The organism is Vibrio sp. Vb2960 (genome assembly GCF_033337665.1).
Classification (GTDB): Bacteria; Pseudomonadota; Gammaproteobacteria; order Enterobacterales; family Vibrionaceae; genus Vibrio; species Vibrio alginolyticus.
This window is the reverse complement of the sequence record NZ_JAWORD010000019.1, coordinates 75,931-95,038: the sequence shown is the minus strand read 5'-3', so window position 1 is coordinate 95,038 and position 19,108 is coordinate 75,931. Positions and strand designations below refer to the sequence as shown.

Sequence of the window (19,108 nt, the reverse complement as noted above, 5' to 3'; positions counted from 1 at the left end):
TTATGAATTACTTGTTTTTGTTGTCTACCAATACCGCCAGCAAGATAACCACTGCTTTTGCAATCATTTGGTAGTAGGAAGAAACATCAAGTAGGTTAAGTGCATTGTTCAAGAAACCGATGATCAGCGCACCAATCAAGGTACCCATGATACGGCCTTTACCGCCCATCAAGCTGGTACCGCCAAGAACAACCGCTGCGATAGCGTCTAGCTCGTAGCCCATACCCGCTGTAGGTTGCGCCGAAGAAAGACGAGACGTTACGATAATACCTGCAAGCGCTGCTAGCATACCGCAGATGGCGTAGACACCAATCTTCACTCGGTCTACATTGATACCTGATAGGCGAGTCGCAGACTCGTTGCCGCCTAGTGCGTAAACATAGCGACCAAAGCGCGTGTGGTTAAGTAAATACCAAGCCGCTGCGAACACAACCACCATTAACCAAACAGGAACCGGAATGCCTAGCGCGTAGCCAGTACCAAACCATGCGAACGCATCCGCGGTGTCAGTAAAGCCTGTCGAGATTGGTCGACCTTCGGTGTACACCATGGTCACACCGCGTAGTAACGTCATGGTAACCAGCGTAGCGATAAATGCCTGCACCTTACCCTTCGCAATAATGATACCGCTGATCGCACCTAACGCTGCACCTGCGACTAAAGCAGTTGGAACCGCCACCAGCACCGGAACCTCAAGCGCAATCATGCTTGCCGCAAAGGCACCACACAATGCCAATACCGAACCAACACTTAAGTCGATGCCTGCTGTTAAAATAACTAATGTCATACCCACTGCGATAATGGCATTCACGGAGGTTTGACGAAGAATGTTGAGAATGTTGTCGACCGTAAAAAAGTTCGGGTTCAAAAATGACACAACAACGATCAGAAAGATCAAAGCTATCAGTGATTTTTGCTCAATCAGCCACTCTTTTGTGAACAACTTCTTGTTGCCAGTTTCGGTTGGTTTGCTCATGGTATTCGTACTCATGCTGCTTCCTCATTGATCTCTTTGCCTACGGCACAGGCGAGTAATTTTTCTTGATCGGCGTCTTTCGCATCAAATTCGCCAGTGATACGACCTTCATGCATCACTAAAATACGGTCGCTCATGCCGAGCACTTCAGGCATCTCGGAAGAAACCAAGATGATGCTCATGCCTTCGGCCTTAAACTTGTTGATGAGCTGATAAATCTCTTTTTTTGCTCCGACATCAACACCACGTGTCGGCTCATCCAGAATCAGAACTTTAGGTTTCGTCATTAACCCTTTCGCTATCGCAACTTTTTGCTGGTTACCACCAGATAAGTTGCCGATGATTTGATCTCGCGTTGGGGTTTTAATGTTGAATAACTTAATAAAATCTTCCACAGCAATCACTTCGTCGCTGTGTTGAATCTGGAAGCCTTTGGTCAGCTGGTTTAGCGAACAAAGTGACATGTTCTCCTTAACCGAAAGACCTAAAACCAAACCATCGCCTTTGCGATCTTCAGAGATGTAAGCGATACCATTTGCCAAGCCATCTTGCGGGCTAACCGGGTTAATAGTTTTGTTATCAAGATTGATAACACCATGCTCACTAGGTAATGCGCCGTAAATGACTTTCATGAGTTCAGTGCGGCCTGCGCCCATCAAGCCAGAAATTCCAAGAATCTCACCACGCTTGAGAGTAAAGCTCACATCCTGAACGCCAGACCCAGTCAAACCAATGACTTCAAGACAAGTTTCGCCATGTTGGACATCAATACGTGGATATTGCTCTTCTAATTTTCGGCCAACCATCATTTCAATTAGGCCATCTTCATCAGTGTCGGACACCTTGCACTCACCGATAAACTTACCATCACGAAGCACCGTAATATCATCACAGATTTCAAAGATTTCTTTAAGACGATGCGAGATGTATACGATGCCGCATCCTTGAGCACGAAGCTCATTAATCACTTTAAACAGTGATTCCGTTTCGGTATCGGTCAATGCGTCCGTTGGCTCATCCATAATGATGACTTTCGACTCAAACGAAAGTGCCTTTGCAATTTCCACCATTTGTTGTTCACCAAGGCTTAAATCGCCAAGCAATGTTTTTGATGAATGCTTTACATTCAGACGTTTTAAAAGCTTGTCAGCCTCGTCATACATTTTGCCCCACTGGATACGCCCTAAGGAGCCAGTGAACTCTCGTCCCAAGTAAATATTTTCGGCAATCGTCAGTTCAGGAATCAGGTTCAGCTCTTGGTGAATAATGCTAATACCAGCTTCCTGTGAATCGCGTGGACCTTTAAAGGCCGCCGGCTGACCTTGATATTGAATGCTCCCCGCATCCATGTGGTAAATGCCTGTCAACACCTTCATTAACGTTGACTTGCCTGCTCCATTTTCACCCATCAGCGCCATAACACGGCCTGGATAAACATTCAGGCTTGCTTTGTCGAGTGCTTTTACGCCCGGAAACGCCTTCTCAATTTCGCTTAGTTGTAGAATGGCTTGAGTCATAATCTGTCCTCAATATCTCTGGCTTAAAAAACCACGCCCGCTTGGAAAATAACGTTCGCATATGGCGAGCATTCGCCAGTTCTTACGATAGCGCGACTTTGGGCCGTGCGTGCTTTAAACGCTTCATGTGACACGTAGCTCACCTCAATAGATTTGCCCGTTTCTTCACTCTCTTTGCTCAGTTCGTTGAGCAACGCTTCATGCAAAACTGGGCTTGCATCAGAGAACTCTTCCGCAATGATGACCCCTTCGATTTGGGACTCAGATAGAATTACGCGAACAGTATCAAGAAAACTTGGTACCCCATGCGTTAGCGCCAAATCGATTCGCTGAACATGCTCTGGGATTGGTAGACCAGCATCACATATCGTGATCTCGTCGGTGTGGCCTAGCGTCGCCACCAAGTAAGAAATATCTGAGTTAATTAGGGTACTTTTTTTCATCTCATCGACCTTTCGGTTACACGTTCATACAACCATGAGCGCCTGTTTTAAAGTGTTTTCGTTATTAACAGAAAACTCATCGAAACGTTTCGATGAAATAATAATTCGTCATCGCAATTTGACCAGTGTGAGATCGATAAGGTGTGAGAATGATCTGTAATTCAATTGTCATTGAATAGGAAAAGTGCACTTGAGTCACACTTTACCATCGAAACGTTTCGATGACGGTATTTCCCTGTCATTACGGTTAGGTTTTATACAGGGAGGAAGGAAAAGAGACGTCCAACTACTGAGAAAACCTCTAGTTAATAAGCTCGAAACCTTTCACGTCATCACAATTCTTAGATAGCTGCCTGATTTTGGAGAACGCTCACCTTACAATCTGGTTACAATTTGCCAAAACACATCATCCGTTCAGTACCTTACCTGGTACGCGACGTTTGTAGGGACACAAACGGAAACTAAGAACCATAATGAAGTTAAGCAATAGAGTCATTTTGCTTGTCGCGCCAGTGATCTTATTAAGCGCGTTAGTATCTAGCTATATTATTTATAGCATTCAAAAAGTGACGCTCATCAAGCGGGAAGACAGCTATATTCAGTTGCAAATGGAAAAGCTCGCCGGGCAGTTTCGACAAGCGAATATTTTTCTTAATAGTTATGCCTATACGCTCAGTAAAAGTGATGTATTACAAGACTATTTGGTAAATCATAACAACCCCTATCGTGAACGAGTCTTGTTTAACCGATTAGACGAGACCGCTGAAGTATTGAGCCATGGTTATAAAGGCGATGCGAGCATGGCGATCCTCGACGGCAAACAAAACCTTCTCTACTACACAGAAAACAAATATTACGAATCATCGGGCGTGGTCGACCCAAAGGTGTTAGAGTACATATCACGAAGTTTCAATGAGAGAGAGGCTTTCAGTCACACTGGCTTTATTTATAACTCCAGTGGACAAAGCATTCTTCTTCAATATGAGGTCGTCGACAAAAGAACGGGGACTCACCCTTTGAGCTTTGACTCAAAAAATGTATTTTTTGTGGTAGTTTCCGTATCACTTGAAGCCTTTAATGAGATTAAGCATGACATCGAGTTTGACACGCACAGCGTGATTACTTTCGCCGACAAACCCATTTATCTTGATATTCCTCTCGCTCAAACCATTGAGCTGCTGCCGCACTTTTATGCCGTGCTTTCTCCTGCCGAATATTTGATGTGGAACAAAGTCGATAAAGTGTGGCTAGAACTTGCTTTCTCCTTTGGCGTAGCGGCGTTTTTCACTATCACATTAATCATTTTGGTGTTGTACCGCTATGTATTGCGTCCTGTTTCTCGCCTTGATAAGCAGCTGAACGAACTTGAATCTAATCAACGTGACAATATTGAAAAGCTAGAAACAAACGATGAAATAGGACGTCTCTCTGCACGCTTTTTTGATATGTATGAGGAACTTAATGTCATCTATAAAAAGACAAAACGCCTAGCTGAAACGGATCACCTGACGCAACTTGCCAATCGCCATCGTTTTCATGAACTTGCCACTCGTGAACTTATCTCCCCTTCGCAGTTTTTGTGGGTTGTTTACGTCGATCTTGATAACTTTAAATACGTGAATGATAAATACGGGCATGAATTGGGAGATAACTTATTAAAAGTGTTCTCATCACACATCAAGAATGCCTGTCAAAAGTTCTCGCACGATTACAACAGTCCCTGCTTTGCCGCCAGGTTATCTGGTGACGAATTTGCAATTTTGCTGAGCTCAAATCAAGAGGTAAAACGCTTGCCTGATTTGCTTGCATCAGAGTTACTAAAACCGATTAGTAATCTCAGTTCATCTTGGAGTAATTCATTTCCCGTTACGGCAAGCGTAGGTATTGCACAATATCCTCAAGACGGTACTGACATCGCGAAGTTACTCTCCAGTGCCGATGCGGCTATGTATCAAGCAAAACGGGCAGGGAAAAATCAATACGCCTATTATTCAGCCGCTCTCAATATTGAGTCTCAAAGACGAAGTCAGCTTGAACGTGCGCTCCGAAAAAGCAATGTAGAGGAAGAATTCCACCTTGTTTTTCAACCCTATATGAACAATCGAAGCAACGAAATTGAGGGGTTAGAAGTCTTGTTGCGCTGGGAAGCCGAAGGTATCGGCCCTATCCCCCCAAAGGAGTTTATTCCAATTGCAGAGCAAGCCGGATTATTTGATAAAATTGACCGCTGGGTTTTCGCCAATGCAACGGCGGAATACCATCAATTAAGGAATATTTTCGGTAAGGATATTGTTCTTTCGGTCAATCTTTCATCAGCAGAGCTAAACTCGATAGAAATGGCAAACTACATCCATGAACAAGCGACACTGCACAGTGTTAAACCAGAATGTATTGAAATAGAGATAACTGAAACCTTTGCCGCAGAACAACAAGGCACGGCCCTACTTGATGAGCTATCAAAGCGTGGCTACCGTCTTGCAATTGATGACTTTGGTTCTGGTTACACATCGTTAACTCAGCTCGTTCAGTATCCGGTTCAAAAAATCAAATTTGATCGAGAGTTCCTCGTTACATTGATGAACACCAACAACGGCCATGTGATCAAACCTATTATTGAGCTTTGCCATGCCCAGAATAAAACGGTTACAGCAGAAGGTATTGAACACAATATGATGCATGAATGGCTATCGGCATACCGCTGCGACTATATGCAAGGCTATTTATTTGGCAAACCAATGACTAAAGAACAATTGAGCTTGTGGTGGCAATCGGCAAATGACGACAGTCGATTTGATGCGTCCATGGTCAGCTCAATTAGGGTTTCAAGAACATAAGTTAAAGGGAGACGTACAGCAGTCACAACTGTGGCGGCTGTATTTAGCTGTATATGAGCTTCATTGATAGATGCTCAGCTTTTGTTCCCCCATACCTATATCTATGACTTTAGTTGAGTAAATCACTATTTATTCGTTTTTAAACCAGCACTTCCTTGAAATCCAAACCGGTCAAATTCAGCGCTTTGACGCTATCGTACAAGCCACCTTTTTTGTCCGTGCAAAACGTTCTGAGCCCAGCACCTTTTACTCTGAACAAGTCAGATTCATTAACGGCTTCTCTATTCAAAACGAGTTTCTTAAACGGTCTAGCACGACTTAGCTTACCATGACGAAGATTATACTCGGTAGCAGAGGTATCAATGGCATCAATTTGAGTGACAATGTTTAATGCTCGCCAAGGCTTTCCTTGTAGATTTAATGGTAAAAATTCGACATTCTCGCTCAACACATCGAGCTTATCCGCAATAGAAGCGGATACAGCAAGAGTAAAAGATCCCCATGCTGCAATATCAGGCCTGGGTAATTGCTTTTCACCCTTAACGTCTAACCATTCAATATCAATACTTTTCCAACTGGCTTTAACAGACTCTCCATAGAGTGGGATAGGTTTGCTTGCCGTTACTTGAAGAGACATTTCCAATGGCGACTCTTGCAACATTGCAAAATCATTAACATTGGGAGTGACAATAAACACTTTATTAAATGCTGTCATAACCGTCCTTAAATAAATTTGAGCGCTTTTCTTAATGAGATGAGCGCTTTCACACCAAACCAAACCAAGCATAATAGATAGAGTTTACTTTCATATTCAAAAATTTAATGAATTAAGATCTGGCGTTCTTATCTTTTAATTTCGAAGTTTTATTATTTATATATTTTAATCCACACGATAGAATTATTTTTTCAATTTTTACTATGTACCCTTCCTTATGTAATCGAATAAATTAGAAAATAAACAGTAGCACGCGTCACTTCACTTTTGTTGAGCTCATCACTCTCACTTAAACGATACATTCACAAGTTCAATTTTTGAACGACTTAGACTTAGCTTTGTCAATCGTGAATTAAAAACAACCGATTCACCGCTGTTTTACTGCCTTTTCTTACCACCCTGTTGTTTATTCATACATTATAAATGCACTTATACACATAACGATTCGGCGTTACGATTTGTTACGAGTTAAATCACAAACTTTTGAGGTATTGGATAAAGCGTAGAAAAATAAAACACATTGAAATAAAAAGAGTTTCTAAAGTACGAAAAATAAAACGTCGTTTTTATAAATTATCAACTTCACAAATATCATTAAACACAGTTTTATTAATTACATATATCAGATATTATTTACGCCGAAGTTTATAGAAACCATCGTTAAACTTCATATTTTTTATAAGTTTCAATTAGTTAGTTTTTAACTCGAAAACTTATCGTCAACCCAATATCAAGCACCTAAGCGTGCAATAAGAAACATTGGGAATAGAATTATATTGATGTGCATGTTGTTTTAACGAATGCATGAAGCAATCGGTAAATTTGTAACACCATAGAGTTTTATTTAGCCAAGATGAAAAAGTTAATTTTATTATTTACATGTGCGCTGTTGTCTGTCTCACCTTTTGTTTTTGCAAAACAATCAGATAACGAACCCAGGGATCATTTACGACCAAAGCAAGTTGAACATGTGTTTAAACAAGCCAAGCTAGATGGCATAGTAGACTTTAAGTTGTTCAGTGACGCTTACATCGCTTATCAGAAGACACCCGATAGAAAGAAGTCGGTACTAACGATCATCGACTATAGTAAACCATCAACTGAAAAGCGTTTTTATGTGGTTGATTTAGATAAAAAGAAGCTAATCTACAATACGTATGTTTCTCACGGCGTGAACAGCGGAAAGAAAACAGCGACACAGTTTTCAAATGTCGTGAACTCGCGAAAAACATCATTGGGCACTTTTTTGACTGATACCACTTACTACGGCTCAAATGGCTATTCACTTCGATTAGATGGGCTAAGCTCTGGATTAAACGACAAAGCTCGCGAGCGTTACATTGTCGTGCACGGTGCCGATTACGCAAACCCTTCCTTCATCAAGAAGAATGGATACCTCGGACGCAGTTGGGGTTGCCCTGCTTTGCCAGAGAAGTTGTCTCGCGAGATCATTGACACCATAAAAGGCGGCAGCGTTATTTACGCAAGTGCATAATATCGATGCGACACATATGGGGAAGAAAAAGAAGATTCTATTTCTTCCCTAGTAATAATCCTGTTAGCTTAATCGTCCTGTGCAACGACTCTCTTTCCATTTTCGCTTACTCGAAAGTGAAAATTATTGTGTTATTCGCTGATATACCTAAGTGCGATCAGAAAACTCTGTTCATCCCCCTTCCATCTCGTTAGTATACGCTGAGTTGATCAGACACTGGCTTTCATCGTTATCATAGTGCCACTAAGATTCCTTAATCATGGTGGGTAACTGTGGCTTTATATGTTTAGGGTTACTTCTTGCGTTATCTACACCGTATATTATTGATGCTTTCTTTGTCCCTGCTCTCAGGGCTCATCACAGCTTCATATGCGCATGAGTGGCACCACACCAAACATTACACTTCCGAGCGCTTACTTAAACTCTCTCAACAAGACGATTTTGAGCTAGCACACACTGATTTTCATGCCTCAGCTTCTCTGAGCTCTTGGGGTTCAGAAAGTTACTACCTACATATAAAGCGCGAGTTGTTCGGGCTTGTCTCCTGTCGCCGAACATCAGCTACTGATAGCGTTTTATCATCAGATTTTACTCCTGATTATTTTTTACTTATTGCTTTCTCTTCTCCACCACTACTGGAGTTGGCAAAACAAGCATCTCGCTTACCTCTAGACAGTTATGGCGGACTCATGAGTCAACGCTCTCTTTATCGCCTCTCTGGAAGAAAGGAAGCGAACTTAATGTACGTCTTTACTCATGGTCGCAACGCCTTCTCTGTTGTTTAACTTTTTATGACATACAGAGAACACGAAAATGTAACGATAAGAGCCAATATGCTCATTGTTACTAGAACCAATTTGAGGTCCATATAATGACAAGAATCGCTACAACCATCGCACTAGCATTACTATTTGCAGCGGGCTCAACCTTAGCAAACACAGAAACTAAGCCAGAAGAAATGAGTAACGACACTCTGTTAGAGTGTGCCAACGTTTCTAACGCACGTATTGCAGTTCCGGAACACAGAGCGATGTTCAGACACTACTTAATGTCTGAGAGAGACTACAGCTTTGACCAGCTATCGTCTGCCGAACTTGAATTTAAAGCAGCAGATAAGAATGAGTCTGAAGTAGAGAACATCTACAAGTCTCAGTGCAAAGAAGTTGGAGAATACTTATATAGCATTGGCTATTAAATTCGAAACCCTAACGACACTCAAAAAGAAAGGCGCAATGTATGCGCCTTTCTTTTTACTGATAAAAACCTGTCGATTAGATGTCTAATCTGCATACAAGCTTAAAAGTGCAAATCAAAGTAAACTTATTGGGAAAACTCTGACACATCCTTGGGTTTACAGGACGCTCGACGTGCTTTAACAAACGAGAAACTAAGCACTCCAATCACAAGAGTAATTATTGGTGCCGCCATTAATAGCATTGTGATTGCTTTGCTCATATTTTCCGGTAGCAAAGGAAGTAATGAACCAAAACCGCATAATATCAGCGTCCATAAAATCGCACTCAGCCACGCAAAGTAATGGAATTTACTAATACGTTTCACTCGCAACCCCATCATTAATGGCAATAGGGAACGAACAACCGGAATAAACCGCGCGCACAAAAGCGCAATCAATCCATGTTTACTGAGTAATACGTCGACTTGTTCCAAACGCTTTTGAGGAACCGCACTCACCCAGCCTTGGACCTTAGGTAAGCGATTTAGCCACTTGCCTTGTAAATAAGCCGCCCCACTTCCCAACCCCGCACTAACAGCTATCACCAACATGATCATAATTGGGTCAAGGACGCCAACCGCCGCCAGCGTACCGGATAATACGACGACACTGTCGCATGGGAAAGGTGCAGCAGGAATAAAACCACTTTCCAAAAAGATAATCACAGCAACAACAAAATAAACCAAACCTGCACTGCCTGGCGCCATTAACGCCGTGAAATCTTGATGCCAAAAAGCACTCAAGACCTGAATGATCGAATCAAACATAAACCGCTCCTAAGCATAATTAACCAAAAGTTGCAAAAACATGGAATGTGTTAGCGAGCATGTATAAAGCGGTATATGAAATTCGATTCTTTTCTCACTCCGATTCTGTATTTAAAGTGAGTAAAAATACTTTCAATACAACAACCTAAAGCCTCATTGCCGATGCGTTTTAGCCGCTTCATCGAGTAAATTGCCGAACGATGCGCCCACCATGCTACATCAAGCATTTCAAACCATTCGGGTTCTACATCGTCGTTCGAGCTCATTTCCTTAGCATGGCTAACCCTCAATCTATTCCGGCTGTTTAAGCTCGGATAGTCTTGTTGTACTGGAGAGATAGGATGTTCTGAAAAGTGCTTCGACTTAGCGTCAACAGCAATATTCTGGTTATGAAAGGAAAGAAAATTTGGGTGTGAGTGCGCCAGGCTCATGCTCGGAGCCAACAAGCAGAAAAGTAGTCCGAGTAAAGCAATCAGAATCGTACGCACAAAGGTAACCAAAACCAAAATAATAAGTTCTTTTAACCCTGTGCGTAACTATTGGCAATTAGTATTCTTAATCGTTAAGAATACTAATTATTTTTCACCGTAAGGGTAGCTTTCAAACATCTTCGCGATTTCTTCTTGGATGAGAGATTCTCTTTTCTCAGAGCTCATTGACTCAGACAGTTTACGACTTGAAACGCCTTTCCAAACGACTTGATTAGCCTTTGCATCAACCAGTTCAACCACCAACTTCCCATACTTACGTTCTTTATATCTTTCCGGGCTTGAAGTGATCACACCAAAGCTATTCCAGCCATAGCCAAAGCTCACCGACGATCCTGAAGAAACAAGCTCGGATTCTTCTACGATATCATGATGTACGTAAAGGTCACCGCCACTATTTACCTTAATTAAACCCTTACCCTCAAGCTGTTCAGCAAGCCCTTGCTCAATACGTCGACCATCAATACTGGTAGGTGCTTCCGCCTGAGCACCAAAGTCAAACGTTCTGTAAGCTGAAAAGTCGGCTTGTTTATCCACATCGGTTGTAACGGTAGTACAAGCAGATACCAGCATCACCACCAGCCCTAATATCAAACCTCTCATCATGTTAAATCTCCTTTGGTTAAGCTGACTGTTTCAGCAGAATTACCCTGTGTTATACATACGCATCAACAGTAAAAAGTAATCATTTCAATATCTAGTCTTGACCATGAAACGTGACTGTTCAATAAACGAGATTAACCTTTACACAGAAAATCTTGAATATCATCAACATCTAAACACCCAAGAATTCGGTGTTTACGACCCTCTAGGCTTAGTAGAGAAATCGCGAGTGCCACAAAAAACCAGAGACAATGAACACTTTGACATCAGTCCGCTACTTTTTTAGGCAACTGACAAACATTTGATGAGAAAAGACTTTTCTTTTTCGTCCAGTGTGGCATATTAACCGAGTCCTATCGATGCGCGGGCATCGTATAATGGCTATTACCTCAGCCTTCCAAGCTGATGATGCGGGTTCGATTCCCGCTGCCCGCTCCAATCTCTTTATCTCAATTTACTCATAAAAATCCGATGGCGGAGCGAACAAACGGCGGCAGCGTTGTTTCCATGATAAGTTTGGTCGAGTTACGTCATAAAACATGTCTTTCCATTCTGCAAACGTCACGCGGATGGGATTAAAGCTGTTTACAGGTTTAGAAACCCCATACCGAACCGTTTCCACCTCTGGTTCAAACGTTCCGAACATTCGATCCCAAATAATTAATACACCCGCATAATTTTTGTCGATGTACTGACGGTTCACACCATGATGAACGCGATGATGAGACGGCGTGTTAAATACCCACTCTAGTGGCCCGAGCGAACGAATTGATTGGGTGTGAACAAAAAACTGTAAGCCCAGATTAAACAACACAACGAAGACAACCCATTTTGGCTCAAAACCAATAATCACCAAGGGCAACCAAAAAATCCACATCCCCGCTAGCGGATACATTAAACTTTGACGAAAGGCGGTACTGAAGTTCATTCTTTCCGAACTGTGATGAACAACGTGCGCGGCCCACATCCAACGAATACGATGGCTAGCCCGATGAAACCAGTAATAGAAAAAATCTTGCAGGACAACAAGTAAAAGAAAAGCTGAGACGCTCATTTCGATATCAAACAAACGCCAATCAAACCACCACAAATACAACTGAGCAATCAGTAAACCCGTGAGTATGTCTGTCGCTTGGTGTAAGCCCGCAAGAACAAAATTACACGCTACTTCAGGGAAGTAATACGTCGCGCTTTCAGGCAAGCGTCCCCTTCTTTGTCCGAACCAATATTCGGCAAGCATGCAGAAAAAGAAAACTGGAGCCAGAATCATCAGAAGTAATTCTGGGCGGTCCATCAACTGCGTCCAATCCATTGTGTTTCTACCATTTTGCATAGTGATCTTCAGTAAGACCCATAACTTCTTCTAACTGATGTTTGATGCCATTTCCATCGATAATATAGCCAGAGAAATAACCGATGTACTGACGAAAGTTACTTTTGAGAAGCCAAAAATTTTTCTTCTCTGAGCGTCGATTCAAAGGCGTGAACTGTAAGTTCACTCGTTTATCTTCAGACGTAATATGCCACTTTTGCCCTTCATCACTTCGTGAAAACTGAAACTGCACAGGTTGCAAAAAGTGACGCTGACCATTAATCCACAATACATTTTCGCAATAGCCAGTTTCATTAACGCCAGCTGCCAAGTTCAACCCCAGACGCCTGTCATCCTCAAAGCAATTGATACTCGCCCAGCGCCAACTTGTTTCTCGCCGCATGTACCCAGCGGAAAAATCGTAACCAGCAGCCACCTCTGAAAGATCTTGCTCTTTTCCTAATATGAACAAGTTACCGTCTACTGCTAACGCATTGTGCTTCTGAGTATATGTCCAACCCGCATAACCTGTTGGCGTACACAACATTAATGGCAAACTCATATTTTCTGGACGTAAATAGAGATCCGCATTGACTGACTCTGTCACAAAGTGGACGTGCCAAATACCATCCTTAATAGAAAACTGAACTCTTTTGTTAGCAAGATGGGCAAGACTGCACCAACTGGAAGGCTGAGTTTGATAACCTATATTAAAAGGTTTCAACCATTGTTGCTCAATCAACTTATTCTTTTTAATATCAAACAGGTAGCAAAAGCCGGATGCTAAATACCGTATATCAGCAATCGCTACTCCAATGACGTAATCAGGTGTGACTAAATTGACGAACTGAAACTGCTTATAATCGCGGTAACGGCGCCACTTAGACACTGGCTTATCCATCTCATCAAGGTAGGTAAATTTATCTAGCTGTAACGATGTTGGAATTCCATCAAGGTGGCCAAACGCTGGTAGACCATTCTGCTGAATAAACGAGTTCAGAACCTTAAGCTCATCCATATAGTTGTCTTTTCACAAGTTATCACACACACAAACTTTAACATGACGTTAACATAAACAATTTGCGTAACTGCACAACAACATCGACTAAAGTGATTTCTGCTTGTTATATGTGAAACTGATCACTCAACCACCCGCTTACTTAGCTCGCCCTACCTATCTCAACCAACACTGCCCGGGTTAGAAGCTGCACATTCTCATCCGCAGGAAATACCACTACAACCATTGAATCTTGGTCAAAATCACTATTTAATGGAAATACATTCATATAAACTGATTGCTTATTCACATCAAGGAAGAAATCTATGTCATACATACACGATACTATTGTTGCGTTGCAACACAGTAGCCCTGCGCAAAAAGAATTTTACCAAGCGGTAGAAGAAGTATTAACTTCTCTCGCGCCGGTAATAGAAGGCAATAATAAATATAAGGAACAAGCGATTATCCAGAGGATCGTCGAGCCAGAACGTCAAATCATGTTTCGAGTTCCTTGGGTTGATGATGCTGGAAATGTACAAGTAAACAAAGGTTATCGAGTTGAATTCAACTCTGCTTTGGGGCCGTACAAAGGAGGATTGAGATTCCATCACTCAGTCAATGCGAGCATCATAAAATTTCTCGGCTTTGAGCAAATCTTTAAAAACGCACTGACTGGCCTTCCTATCGGTGGCGGCAAAGGCGGTTCAAACTTCGATCCTAAAGGAAAATCCGACGGCGAGATCATGCGATTTTGCCAATCATTTATGAACGAGTTGTACCGTCACATCGGTCCTACTACCGATGTGCCCGCAGGCGATATCGGTGTCGGGGCGCGCGAAATTGGCTATATGTTTGGTCAATACAAACGATTGACGGGCCGCTACGAAGGTGTGCTTACAGGCAAGAGTCTTCTTTGGGGTGGCTCACTCGCCAGAAAAGAAGCGACAGGATATGGCGCCGTCTATTTTGCAGAATGCATGCTCAACGACCGCAACGATTCATTGAAAGGGAAAACTTGTCTCGTTTCTGGTGCTGGCAACGTGGCTATCTACGCCATTGAAAAACTGTACCATATGGGAGCAACGCCAGTTACATGCAGCGACTCTCGAGGTACGATCTATCATGAGCACGGTATTGATCTTAAGCTCCTAAAACAACTGAAAGAAGTGAAAAGAGCAAGCTTAGAAGAATATTTAGAAACTTACCCTGAAGCAGAATACACACCAGAGGGCGACTATCCTAATGAAGGACATGCTGTTTGGCGATATCAGGCTGATGCTGCCTTCCCTTGTGCGACTCAAAATGAACTAACGTCAGACGACGCACTGGCTCTTATCGAAAACGGATGTATTTTGATTAGTGAAGGGGCGAACATGCCAACCACCCGTGATGCTGCCAATATTATCGTGGACTCAGACATAGCTTATGGGCCTGCCAAAGCAGCCAATGCAGGCGGCGTTGCAACCAGTCAACTTGAAATGGCGCAAAACGCCAGCATGCAAAACTGGACGTTTGAACAAGTGGATAGTCAGTTGCAAACCATCATGAAAAATATTTTCATCAATGCAAACGAAACCAGTAAAGAGTTTGGCCAACCTGGAAATTTAGTTTTAGGCGCCAACATTGCAGGCTTTAGAAAAGTCGCTGATGCGATGATTGAGCAAGGTGTCGTCTAGATAAACGAGCCAGCAGGATGACTGCTGGCTTAATATAACTCCGCAATAGGCCGCGCTTTTGATAAAGAGCTTCACTTAATTCGCAATAAGCGTTGTCACTTCTGTTTTAACGGAGTTGGCGATAAAGCAATTCTCATGGGCCATGTGGTGCAGTTTTTCTAATTGAGATAGTGTCGGTTGGTTTTCACCTGAAAATGTTATCTTAGGGTTTAACGTCACCTTTGATACCCACTCTTTTCCGTTTTCGCCTTTTTCAAGCTCCCCTACCGCTTCATCTAAGTAACTGTCCACAACGTAACGTCGCTTTGCTGCAATAGACAGGAAAACGAGCATATGACAACTAGAAAGTGCCGCGACAAACGCTTCTTCTGGATCAACGTTTTCTTCTACGGATAGTGGTAATGGTACTACGTGGGGAGATGGAGATGCTGGGACTTGCAACCCTCCATCAAATTGCCAAATGTGTGCCCTACTATACTTATTATCACTAAACTCTTCGCCAGCTTTACGATGCCATTTGATTAAAGCGGAATGCTTACTCATTCTAACTCCCTGATTTTCCGACGACGAATCAACACTATCCGTCCTCGCCACAGTAAACCACAACAAAATGAGTTAAGGAAAGCATCGCACTCACAGGGACTATAAAATCTGTTGAGGATCGGCATTGTTCTTCTGGATATCATCCAAAAGTCTATGAGACTGATGGATGTTGACCTGTAACCGATTGATCAGCATCTGCAACTGCTCAATCTCGGGACTTTGGTTGGCTTTAAGTTGAGTTTCCAGGGCCTCCGTTTGGCTCGCCAAAATAGGTAAACTTAGGTTCAGTGCCATCCCTTTCGTTTTGTGCAACGTCAGCTCTAATGAAGCAAAGTCTTCAGCCATAAAGTATTCAATAAGCTCATCAACACATGTCTCAAAATCGACAATAATGCTTTTTAGCAGCTCGTCGAGCGCTTCTGGCTCATCTCGTAAAGAAGCAAACATGCCTGAGCGGGAGAGTTCTTCCTCTGTTAACCTTAAGTTCTCGATTGGCTTACGTTGCAACTGAAGCACATTGCTGTCACTCGTTAGTGGCGGATTCTGTTTCGGTTCGAGTCTGGCTGCAAACTGTTTGAGAGCGTCTGAAAAGCTCTCATGCTGTAGCGGTTTTGTAAGCACATGGTCTGCTCCTGCTTCAATAAAGCTATCATGGGCTTCACGAAATACGTCTGCCGTGTACGCAAAGAGTAATGTCTTGATACCTAACTCTTGTCGGATAACGCGTGTCGCCTCAACGCCATTCATCTCGGGCATATGGTTGTCCATCAAGATCAGGTCGTACTCGTTCTCTTTCGCCTTTTTAACCGCGATTAATCCATTTTCTGCAACATCCACTTCATGCCCAAGCTTTTCGCAAAACCCTTTTGCCACAATGGCATTCACACGGTTATCATCAGCAAGTAGTATCTTTAAATGGTGTGATTTTGCGCGAGGTTTCGGTGCTTCTTGCTGCTTTTTCGGAGCAGATTCTACCCAAGGAATCGGCAACTCAACGATAAATTGACTTCCAACGCCTTCTATACTCTTCAGAGTAATATGGCCACCCATCAAATCGGTTAGTTTTTTGACGATGGCTAACCCAAGCCCTGTTCCGCCGAACCTTCGAGTCGTTGATGAGTCTGCTTGCTCAAACGAGTTAAAAATATGCTCGTGCTTGTCTGGCGCAATACCAATACCGGTGTCGCTCACGCGCATGACCAACAACTGATTCGATTCATCTAACTCAGTTCTAACCAGCACATGCCCTTCATTAGTAAACTTCACCGCGTTACCGGCGAGATTAAACAAGATCTGTCGTAAACGCGCACAATCCCCAGTAAATTCAGTATATTCAGAAATCTCGTTTTCCAAGATTAACTCGATATTTTTTTCATCAACAAGTGGTTTTATTGCGCTACACACCGGAGAAAGCACTTGATCGAGCTTAAACTTAGCTTGCTCAAATTCCAGTTTGTTTTCTTCAACTTTAGAAAAATCCAAAATATCGTTGAGGATAGTCATCAGATGCTGGCCAGAGTCAAGAATAACCCTAATGTGCTCTTTCGTCGTCGGCTCTTTGGTCTCTTCTGCAATCATTTGAGAAAGCCCTAGTACGCCATTCATCGGCGTTCTTAGTTCGTGACTCATTGCAGCGAGAAAATTTGATTTCGCTTTTGCCGCTCGCTCGGCTTTGTTTCTCGCCTCTTCAATTTCAAGATTCAACTGTTTTAAGTTATGCATTCGGTGATGTGACTGATAAACAAACGCGCTAACTAGAAACATCACCGCAATAAATACAAACAACCACGTAAAACGCGCCTCACTTTGAGCAATATTGAGTAACCGATGCTCTGAGCTTTCGACAAACTCAATATAAGTGTGATCAAGCAGTTCATTCGTCAGCAATTCAATTCTTTTATCACTCGTTTGAAGCCGTTTAAGGAAGTTCGCTTCCTTTTCACTCTCAACTTCAGTTTGTGTTAGAAGCAACTGGTTGAGAAATTCAAAATAACGACTGCCACCCAAAGATTGACCGCTCTCGGTAGAAACATCTTGCTGATATAAATTGAACAACATGAGTAATGCATACCGATTTTCTACCTGAACACCAATTAACATATCAAGCTTCAACGTTGTTTGAAGCACTCGCTCCTTAAACTGTTCAAGCGTATCCCTAACTTTTATACGATTGGGTGTCACGGGAAACCAAACTGATGCCTTTGATGATTCCAACAGTGCCTGTGCTGCGATTTCTATCTCTACTAAAGATGTTGTTAACTCATAGTTTTTCCTATCTTCAACGGCATATCGGTTCACGATAACATCACGCTCTTCAATCAACTCATGTCCGATGTTCATTAGCTCTGCATGAAATTCTTGAGCGTTTTTTGAGTTCATATACGACATATACGCCAGTGTGCAGCACGTCAGTATCCCAATAAAAAAGCAAAAGTTGATCAGTTTGAATTTATTCATTTTCCAACACCTCTAAAATTATGGGTCTAGGTGCTGTCAACGACTGCAAGAATGCTTCAATGTCCGCGACATTCTCATCGTTCATCGTTATACCGAGCTGGGTTTTAGCCATGATTTGTATCGCGTCGGATAACTTATCGACTTGCCCATTATGAAAATAAGGACTCGTTAGCGCGACATTGCGTAAACTGGCTACTCTAAAATAGAATCGCTCTTCATCCTCTATCGTAACGAGCTGCCTGCCCGAGTCCTCTACTACTGGCTTATCCTTGAAATAGGCGAACCTTTGGATCATCGCTCCGCCGATATTTTTGCCCTGATGACACTGCACACAACCTGAAGTCTGAAATGTTTTCCAACCTCTGATTTGCTGTTCACTCAGTACATGCGTGTAACCCAATAAGTAAGCATCGAATGGTGCGCCAGGCGTCTGCAGCCCTTCAACAAACTCCACAATAGCGGACTTGATATTATGAACGTTAATCGGCAATTCACCGTCACGATTAAATAGAGCTTGATAATGTTCACTCTCTTTTACATATTGCTCTATTGTTTGCCAGTTTGAGTCCATTTCCATTGGATTATGGATTGGACCATCAATCTGAGCCATCAAGGTGTTTTCCGTACCATCCCATAAAAAACGATAATTTAACGCTGCATTAAACACTGTTATAGAATTTCTAATTCCATCACCTTTCACCCCCGTAGAGACAGGTGTATTTTCAGCGCCATTGGTTTGCAGATTGTGGCATGTCGCACAGCTGACATTACCATTTGACGATAACTGAGGATCGCGGAAGAGATGCCAGCCAATTCTCGCTAGCTTAATATCCACATTAGGATCACCCTGTATGGGCTGAACTAGGGAGATATCACCTAACATCTTCGCGTTTCTTGCGGTTGTTGTTTGGCTCAAAATGAGTGTTACAACAGCTAGTGCGATTGCGCTGAATTGCCTCATCAACTACATACCTTAAACTTGTCATTGATATGAATTTAGTTGCATTTTGGCGTTTTTTCCACCGACAGGAAGTTGAAAAAACGAGTT

General features: G+C 42.5%; 17 protein-coding genes and 1 tRNA gene. 6 read left to right on the top strand and 12 right to left on the bottom strand.

Features of this window, described 5'->3' with window-relative positions; all coding sequences use genetic code 11:
• Positions 1 to 7: 7 nt before the first annotated feature.
• From rbsC to rbsD, 3 genes are read right to left on the bottom strand one after another with little or no spacing between them, the layout of a single operon-like run.
• Positions 8 to 991 (bottom strand): ribose ABC transporter permease, encoded by a 984-nt coding sequence (rbsC, locus tag R7O03_RS16865; protein WP_005382618.1) that lies wholly within the window; start codon positions 989 to 991, stop codon positions 8 to 10.
• Positions 988 to 2,493, bottom strand: a complete 1,506-nt coding sequence (gene rbsA, locus R7O03_RS16860; protein WP_025767874.1) for a ribose ABC transporter ATP-binding protein RbsA — start codon at positions 2,491 to 2,493, stop codon at positions 988 to 990. The genes rbsC and rbsA overlap by 4 nt, the downstream gene beginning before the upstream one ends.
• A 23-nt stretch (positions 2,494 to 2,516) precedes the next feature.
• On the bottom strand, positions 2,517 to 2,936 hold the full coding sequence (gene rbsD, locus R7O03_RS16855; RefSeq protein ID WP_005382620.1) for a D-ribose pyranase: 420 nt from the start codon (positions 2,934 to 2,936) through the stop codon (positions 2,517 to 2,519).
• A gap of 473 nt (positions 2,937 to 3,409) precedes the next feature.
• On the opposite strand from rbsD, the gene R7O03_RS16850 reads away from it, so the two are divergent.
• Positions 3,410 to 5,770: an EAL domain-containing protein gene (locus R7O03_RS16850; protein ID WP_054574642.1), complete on the top strand. Its 2,361-nt coding sequence runs from the start codon at positions 3,410 to 3,412 to the stop codon at positions 5,768 to 5,770.
• Positions 5,771 to 5,909: 139 nt separating this feature from the next.
• Here the strand turns inward: R7O03_RS16850 and R7O03_RS16845 are convergent, their stop codons facing one another.
• Positions 5,910 to 6,485 (bottom strand): imm11 family protein, encoded by a 576-nt coding sequence (locus R7O03_RS16845; RefSeq protein ID WP_318131895.1) that lies wholly within the window; start codon positions 6,483 to 6,485, stop codon positions 5,910 to 5,912.
• 853 nt (positions 6,486 to 7,338) lie between these two features.
• Between R7O03_RS16845 and R7O03_RS16840 the strand changes: the two genes are divergently transcribed.
• From R7O03_RS16840 to R7O03_RS16830, 3 genes are all read left to right on the top strand, one after another.
• Complete coding sequence (locus R7O03_RS16840; protein ID WP_318131894.1) at positions 7,339 to 7,980, top strand: murein L,D-transpeptidase catalytic domain family protein; 642 nt, start codon at positions 7,339 to 7,341, stop codon at positions 7,978 to 7,980.
• Positions 7,981 to 8,306: 326 nt separating this feature from the next.
• On the top strand, positions 8,307 to 8,765 hold the full coding sequence (locus R7O03_RS16835; protein WP_318131897.1) for a hypothetical protein: 459 nt from the start codon (positions 8,307 to 8,309) through the stop codon (positions 8,763 to 8,765).
• An 86-nt stretch (positions 8,766 to 8,851) separates the two neighbouring features.
• Positions 8,852 to 9,175, top strand: coding sequence for a hypothetical protein (locus R7O03_RS16830; RefSeq protein ID WP_005373158.1), 324 nt, complete (start codon positions 8,852 to 8,854; stop codon positions 9,173 to 9,175).
• A 125-nt stretch (positions 9,176 to 9,300) separates the two neighbouring features.
• On the opposite strand, the gene R7O03_RS16825 is transcribed toward R7O03_RS16830, so the two are convergent.
• The 3 genes from R7O03_RS16825 to R7O03_RS16815 all read right to left on the bottom strand — a co-directional run bounded on the left by R7O03_RS16825 (position 9,301) and on the right by R7O03_RS16815 (position 11,075).
• Positions 9,301 to 9,981, bottom strand: coding sequence for a DedA family protein (locus tag R7O03_RS16825; protein ID WP_318131893.1), 681 nt, complete (start codon positions 9,979 to 9,981; stop codon positions 9,301 to 9,303).
• A 50-nt stretch (positions 9,982 to 10,031) separates the two neighbouring features.
• Positions 10,032 to 10,469 carry a hypothetical protein gene (locus R7O03_RS16820; protein WP_318131892.1) on the bottom strand — a complete coding sequence of 146 codons (438 nt, stop codon included), beginning with the start codon at positions 10,467 to 10,469 and terminating at the stop codon, positions 10,032 to 10,034.
• An 87-nt stretch (positions 10,470 to 10,556) separates the two neighbouring features.
• Positions 10,557 to 11,075 carry a DUF4136 domain-containing protein gene (locus tag R7O03_RS16815; protein WP_005382627.1) on the bottom strand — a complete coding sequence of 173 codons (519 nt, stop codon included), beginning with the start codon at positions 11,073 to 11,075 and terminating at the stop codon, positions 10,557 to 10,559.
• A 360-nt stretch (positions 11,076 to 11,435) separates the two neighbouring features.
• On the opposite strand from R7O03_RS16815, the gene R7O03_RS16810 reads away from it, so the two are divergent.
• Positions 11,436 to 11,510: transfer RNA gene (locus R7O03_RS16810), tRNA-Gly, on the top strand.
• A 16-nt stretch (positions 11,511 to 11,526) separates the two neighbouring features.
• On the opposite strand, the gene R7O03_RS16805 is transcribed toward R7O03_RS16810, so the two are convergent.
• Both R7O03_RS16805 and R7O03_RS16800 read right to left on the bottom strand, forming a co-directional pair.
• Positions 11,527 to 12,384 (bottom strand): sterol desaturase family protein, encoded by an 858-nt coding sequence (locus R7O03_RS16805; protein WP_005373167.1) that lies wholly within the window; start codon positions 12,382 to 12,384, stop codon positions 11,527 to 11,529.
• Between the two features lie 7 nt (positions 12,385 to 12,391).
• Entirely contained in the window at positions 12,392 to 13,402 is a 1,011-nt protein-coding gene (locus R7O03_RS16800) for a DUF2804 domain-containing protein (protein ID WP_017633657.1), read from the bottom strand.
• Positions 13,403 to 13,707: 305 nt separating this feature from the next.
• On the opposite strand from R7O03_RS16800, the gene gdhA reads away from it, so the two are divergent.
• On the top strand, positions 13,708 to 15,060 hold the full coding sequence (gene gdhA, locus R7O03_RS16795) for an NADP-specific glutamate dehydrogenase (protein ID WP_005373174.1): 1,353 nt from the start codon (positions 13,708 to 13,710) through the stop codon (positions 15,058 to 15,060).
• A gap of 75 nt (positions 15,061 to 15,135) precedes the next feature.
• Here gdhA and R7O03_RS16790 read toward each other — a convergent pair whose 3' ends face one another.
• From R7O03_RS16790 to R7O03_RS16780, 3 genes are all read right to left on the bottom strand, one after another.
• Positions 15,136 to 15,603: an OsmC family protein gene (locus R7O03_RS16790; protein ID WP_213893474.1), complete on the bottom strand. Its 468-nt coding sequence runs from the start codon at positions 15,601 to 15,603 to the stop codon at positions 15,136 to 15,138.
• A 99-nt stretch (positions 15,604 to 15,702) separates the two neighbouring features.
• Positions 15,703 to 18,060 carry an ATP-binding protein gene (locus R7O03_RS16785; RefSeq protein WP_318131891.1) on the bottom strand — a complete coding sequence of 786 codons (2,358 nt, stop codon included), beginning with the start codon at positions 18,058 to 18,060 and terminating at the stop codon, positions 15,703 to 15,705.
• Positions 18,053 to 19,021 carry a cytochrome-c peroxidase gene (locus tag R7O03_RS16780; RefSeq protein ID WP_017820324.1) on the bottom strand — a complete coding sequence of 323 codons (969 nt, stop codon included), beginning with the start codon at positions 19,019 to 19,021 and terminating at the stop codon, positions 18,053 to 18,055. Before R7O03_RS16780 ends, R7O03_RS16785 begins: the two co-directional genes overlap by 8 nt.
• Between the last annotated feature and the right edge of the window lie 87 nt (positions 19,022 to 19,108).